Source organism: Caballeronia sp. LZ029, from assembly GCF_031451275.1.
In the GTDB taxonomy this organism is placed as follows: Bacteria; Pseudomonadota; Gammaproteobacteria; order Burkholderiales; family Burkholderiaceae; genus Caballeronia; species Caballeronia jiangsuensis.
In genome coordinates this window covers 1-4617 of sequence record NZ_JARUXO010000116.1, presented here as the reverse complement: position 1 = coordinate 4617, position 4617 = coordinate 1, and the positions used below count along the sequence as shown (strand labels likewise).

Annotated in this window: 4 protein-coding genes and 2 pseudogenes; 4 read left to right on the top strand and 2 right to left on the bottom strand. The window is 59.7% G+C overall.

Going from position 1 to position 4617, the window contains the following annotated elements:
* Positions 1–97: 97 nt before the first annotated feature.
* Positions 98–289: pseudogene (locus QCE73_RS39115) on the top strand (integrase core domain-containing protein); the annotation flags it as partial.
* Between the two features lie 36 nt (positions 290–325).
* Here QCE73_RS39115 and QCE73_RS39110 read toward each other — a convergent pair.
* A pseudogene (locus QCE73_RS39110) lies at positions 326–751 on the bottom strand (IS21 family transposase); the annotation flags it as partial.
* 416 nt (positions 752–1167) lie between these two features.
* On the opposite strand from QCE73_RS39110, the gene QCE73_RS39105 reads away from it, so the two are divergent.
* Positions 1168–2208 (top strand): IS30 family transposase, encoded by a 1041-nt coding sequence (locus tag QCE73_RS39105; protein ID WP_309886156.1) that lies wholly within the window; start codon positions 1168–1170, stop codon positions 2206–2208.
* A gap of 125 nt (positions 2209–2333) precedes the next feature.
* Here QCE73_RS39105 and QCE73_RS39100 read toward each other — a convergent pair whose 3' ends face one another.
* Positions 2334–2627 (bottom strand): putative quinol monooxygenase, encoded by a 294-nt coding sequence (locus QCE73_RS39100; RefSeq protein WP_204735960.1) that lies wholly within the window; start codon positions 2625–2627, stop codon positions 2334–2336.
* A 135-nt stretch (positions 2628–2762) separates the two neighbouring features.
* Here QCE73_RS39100 and QCE73_RS39095 point away from each other — a divergent pair, with 135 nt between their 5' ends.
* On the top strand, positions 2763–3737 hold the full coding sequence (locus QCE73_RS39095) for a helix-turn-helix domain-containing protein (protein ID WP_309886154.1): 975 nt from the start codon (positions 2763–2765) through the stop codon (positions 3735–3737).
* A gap of 122 nt (positions 3738–3859) precedes the next feature.
* Positions 3860–4228, top strand: coding sequence for a helix-turn-helix domain-containing protein (locus QCE73_RS39090; RefSeq protein ID WP_309886152.1), 369 nt, complete (start codon positions 3860–3862; stop codon positions 4226–4228).
* Positions 4229–4617 lie beyond the last annotated feature (389 nt).

The following is a 4617-nucleotide window of genomic DNA, read 5'->3' as shown; positions in this document are numbered from 1 at the left end:
TGGATTCGGGTACCGCGCAGGGGATGAAATGGGTGGGTGATCTCGACCGTTACAGTCGCGCAACCGTCATCACGACAAGCAGTTGCTGACTTACGATAACGGGATGGCCGAGAGTTTCGTTAAAACGATGAAGCGTGATTACGTATCGTGGATGCCGAAACCCGACGCCAGGACGGCGCTGCAAAACCTGGCTATCGCGTTTGAGCACTATAACGAGTCACACCCGCACAGTGCCCTGAAATACCGCTCGCCGCGTGAGTTTCGTCGGCAAGCAGTTTCTCCAACCTAAGTGTGACCGGGTGTCCGGTTATGCGGGGGCAAGTCCAAGCGCGACGCCCGCCACGGTGATGCTTAGGCTGTCCATCTCGGTGAAGTCGGACAACCCGAGACGACCGGGTTCGTGTACCTGACGGAACATAACGTCATGCTCCTCGCCATGGAGTGCACGCCAGTCTCGAATGCGGCGCTCCAGAGTGCGGCGCACGTTGCCCGGGAGATCGGGATGGCGCCGAAGCATCTCGTCCAGCACGGCTATCGGTCGAATGCCGGGAGCGGACTGGAGCAGCGGCACGATCTCGGTGTCGAAGATTGCCGCCAAGGGATCGGGACGACGACGCGCACGTGGCGCCTTCTTCTGTGATGGCAGTCGCCGGTCCTGATCGATGCGATACCCAGTGGCGGCGCTGAACCCGGCGCGCGCAGCCGCTCGAGCCGGTCCTTCCTTGAGCCTGTACTTCATGTAGAGCCTCATCTGATGGTCGTTGATGTGTCGGCCGGGCAACGCAGCCTCCGTTCGCTACACGAAAGAGCTGTTCATACCCGATTTACCGCGACCACCGATAAGGCGCCCCGGCAGCGGGGCGGACTCCTCGACGCGGCGTTGCGGCAGCGGTTCCGGGCTACGCCCTTCACCGCTGCCGCAATGCCAGTACTCTCATCCTGATTGACGCGCTGCCCTCATCTTGTTTGACGCGCGGCACGGCGTAAACACCTCAAGGAGATTACATAGTATCGATCACACAAAATGAAAATGATTATCGATTAATAGAAAAAGACATACGCTTTTTCGTAGGAAGTAACTCTTTATTAGAATGTTAGCGGGGATTAGAAATGGCAGGGCGGATTCAAACCTGAAGTGCAACACCTGCGATCGCATAAGGTCTGCAGATGCCAGCCTCCCGTTGCCGCCCGTACATCCAACTCCAACCCGAAGATCGCGTCACCATTGCCAGCCTGCGCCAGCAAGGTGTTGGTATTCGCGCCATTGCCCGCATGCTGCAACGCTCGCCGTCCACCGTCAGCCGTGAACTGCAACGCAATGGCTGCGAAGGGCCATACGCAAGCGCTGCCGCTCAGGGGCGCTGCCACAAGCGCCGCTTGAGCGCCCGCCCTGCGCGCAAGCTCGATCCTGAGGGCGTCATGTTTGGTGTCGTGCGCCATTGCCTGGGCCTGCGCTGGTCGCCCCAGCAGATTGCCCTGACACTGGCGAGCATCTACCCCAAGGGCCAACCGTACCGCGTGTCGCACGAAACGATCTACAACTGCATCTATGCCCAGCCCGTGGGCGAGCTCAAGCGCGAGCTGGTGGCTTGCCTGCGCCAGGCGCACAACAAGCGGCTGCCGCGCAGCAAGGGCCAGGACCGGCGAGGGCAGATCCCGGACATGCTCAGCATCCACGTGCGCCCGCCCGAGGTCGAGGACCGTCAGTTCCCCGGCCACTGGGAAGGCGATCTGATCAAGGGCGAAGCCAATGCCAGCGCCGTGGGCACGCTGGTCGAGCGCACCAGCCGCCTGCTGATGCTGGTCAAGCTGCCGCACCCCAAGCCCGCCAGTGCGGTCAGCGTGCTGCAGGCCTTCACGGAAAAACTCAACAGCATTGCCAAGCCCATGCGCAAGACGCTCACCTACGACCAGGGCCGGGAGATGGCCCGCCACAAGGAGTTGACGGCCAACACGGGCATCGCGGTGTACTTCTGCGATCCGCACAGCCCCTGGCAGCGAGGCAGCAACGAGAACATCAATGGCCTGGTGCGCCAGTACCTGCCCAAGGGCACGGACCTGAGCGGCTACAGCCAGGAGCAACTCGATGCCATTGCCGATGAGATCAACAACCGCCCGCGCAAGGGGCTGGGCGTGAGAACGCCGCTGGCGGTGTACCGCCAATTGCTGTTCTCCCACACTGAACCACAATCCAGCCTCGTTCAGTGAAACTGTGGGTGTTGCACTTCAGGTTTGAATCCGCCCTACTTCTTGTGAAACGGCTGCAAGCTCACCGCCGAAACAGATCGGCAGCGACAAAACCCGTAGCTCCTTCCGCGCTTCGCCGCTCAGCACTATTTGACCGCCACAACATCCCAGCGTTCGATCACTACTGGTTTCGCGAGAAGCTCGTCCGCATGCTTCATGAGCGCTGCGGCGATAGGCCCATTGAGGTGGGCGGCTCGACCATCTTCGGCTTCGAAAGCGTCGAAGATTGCGAAACTGCTGGGACCGAATTTCAAGGCATACCAGACCGGCGTACCGGTCTCCGCTCGTGCAAGTGGAAGCGCTCCTTTAAGGAACTCCTCTAGCGCGGCTTCTTTACCAGGCTTGGCATCGAGCCGAACAAACAAACCCATCTGCGTCATCTTGATGATCTCCTCGGTGAATGGTTGAGGTTTGTGCTGCCAGGACATTTCAATGATCGGCTGCACACGCAAATCTAGCATCGCAACGCCATAAGGGGACTTGGCAAGATTGCCAATTGTGATACCGTTCTCGCCATGATGACATCAACGACAATTTTGGCACTCGATGGCGTGTTCGATACAGGGCTGGCGGCGATACAGGACACCCTGGCGACTGCACGCGACTTGGCTCCCCCTGGCTCCAACGACGCGTGGAAAGCGCAAGTTTTCAGCATCCGCCGCGTAGCACATACCGCGCATGGCCTTGCCATCCCCACCATGCAGGCAGAAGCTCGCTCAAATCCTGAATTTGTGTTTGTCCCAGCCTTGGGTGCCAAGACGGAGGAAGGAATCGAGAAAGCCCTTGCCCATCCGGACGTGCGCCGCGCTGGCGAACTGTTAGGGCGCTGGCAATCGCAAGGGGCCACCATTGCGGCCGCGTGTACGGGGACGTTTGTCTTGGCCGAGGCGGGATTACTCAACGGGCAAGAGGCCGCCACAAGTTGGTGGCTCGCTCCCTTCTTTCGCTCGCGCTATCCCGGTGTCACGCTCGATGACAGTCGTTCACTCATACCAGGGAATGCTGTCGTTACCGCAGGCGCGGTGTTGGCACATTTCGACCTGGCGCTTTGGTTCGTTCGTCAACGCAGTCCAGAATTAGCTGACACAGTCGCACGTTACCTCATGCTAGACCCCCGGTCGCCTCAGTCCACCTATGCCGTTCCCGACCATTTGCGTCACACGGACCGGTTGGTGATGCTCTTCGAAAAGTGGGCTCGTCAAAACCTCGATGTGGGCTTCTCCTTGGGACGGGCTGCGACCTTTGTCGGCACGAGCGAGCGGACCTTATCTCGCCGGCTTTACACGATCTTGGGTCGTTCGCCCCTGGCATACTTCCAAGACCTTCGTGTTGAGCGAGCAACTTATCTGCTGAAAACGACCCAGCTGAGCATTGACGAGGTCGCAACACGTACCGGCTACGACAACGGGGCCACGCTCCGCACGCTGTTACGCCGAAAGACTGGCCGCACCGCGTCGGAGATCCGACGCTCAAACCAATTCGGAACGTAGATACGCAAAGCGCGAACCTAAAACGGAGAACCGTCCTGTGCCCTTAACCCTCTACGACGCCAGTGTCGGCAGGGCGGATTCAAACCTGAAGTGCAACACCTGCGATCGCATAAGGTCCGCAGATGCCAGCCTCCCGTTGCCGCCCGTACATCCAACTCCAACCCGAAGATCGCGTCACCATTGCCAGCCTGCGCCAGCAAGGTGTTGGTATTCGCGCCATTGCCCGCATGCTGCAACGCTCGCCGTCCACCGTCAGCCGTGAACTGCAACGCAATGGCTGCGAAGGGCCATACGCAAGCGCTGCCGCTCAGGGGCGCTGCCACAAGCGCCGCTTGAGCGCCCGCCCTGCGCGCAAGCTCGATCCTGAGGGCGTCATGTTTGGTGTCGTGCGCCATTGCCTGGGCCTGCGCTGGTCGCCCCAGCAGATTGCCCTGACACTGGCGAGCATCTACCCCAAGGGCCAACCGTACCGCGCAAGGGGCTGGGCGTGAGAACGCCGCTGGCGTTGTACCGCCAATTGCTGCTCTCCCACACTGAACCACAATCCAGCCTCGTTCAGTGAAACTGTGGGTGTTGCACTTCAGGTTTGAATCCGCCCTGGAACAATTACTCTTAGCATTGCTGCGCCGGGCACATACGAAACGAATACTGGACGACCGTCGATTCCAGGGCACATTTGGTACACTGTGACGGATAGCAACGGGACATCGTATTCCTTTGGTTTCCAACCGCGTGCTTCCGCGGAGGGTGGCAATCCAACACCATTCGGACCGGGAACTGTGTTAAGGAAGCTCTGCAAAACTCGTTCTTGCATGGAGGATAAGGAGTACTATTAGATGGTAACGACTTGGAGGCATCGCAATGACGCAACTTCATCTCG

What these genes read in the sequence shown, in the direction of transcription:
- QCE73_RS39095 (WP_309886154.1), top strand. Translation starts at nt 2,763, where the DNA reads ATGATGACATCAACGACAATTTTGGCACTCGATGGCGTGTTCGATACA.
- QCE73_RS39105 (WP_309886156.1), top strand. Translation starts at nt 1,168, where the DNA reads ATGCCAGCCTCCCGTTGCCGCCCGTACATCCAACTCCAACCCGAAGAT.
- QCE73_RS39100 (WP_204735960.1), bottom strand. Translation starts at nt 2,627, where the DNA reads ATGACGCAGATGGGTTTGTTTGTTCGGCTCGATGCCAAGCCTGGTAAA.
- QCE73_RS39090 (WP_309886152.1), top strand. Translation starts at nt 3,860, where the DNA reads ATGCCAGCCTCCCGTTGCCGCCCGTACATCCAACTCCAACCCGAAGAT.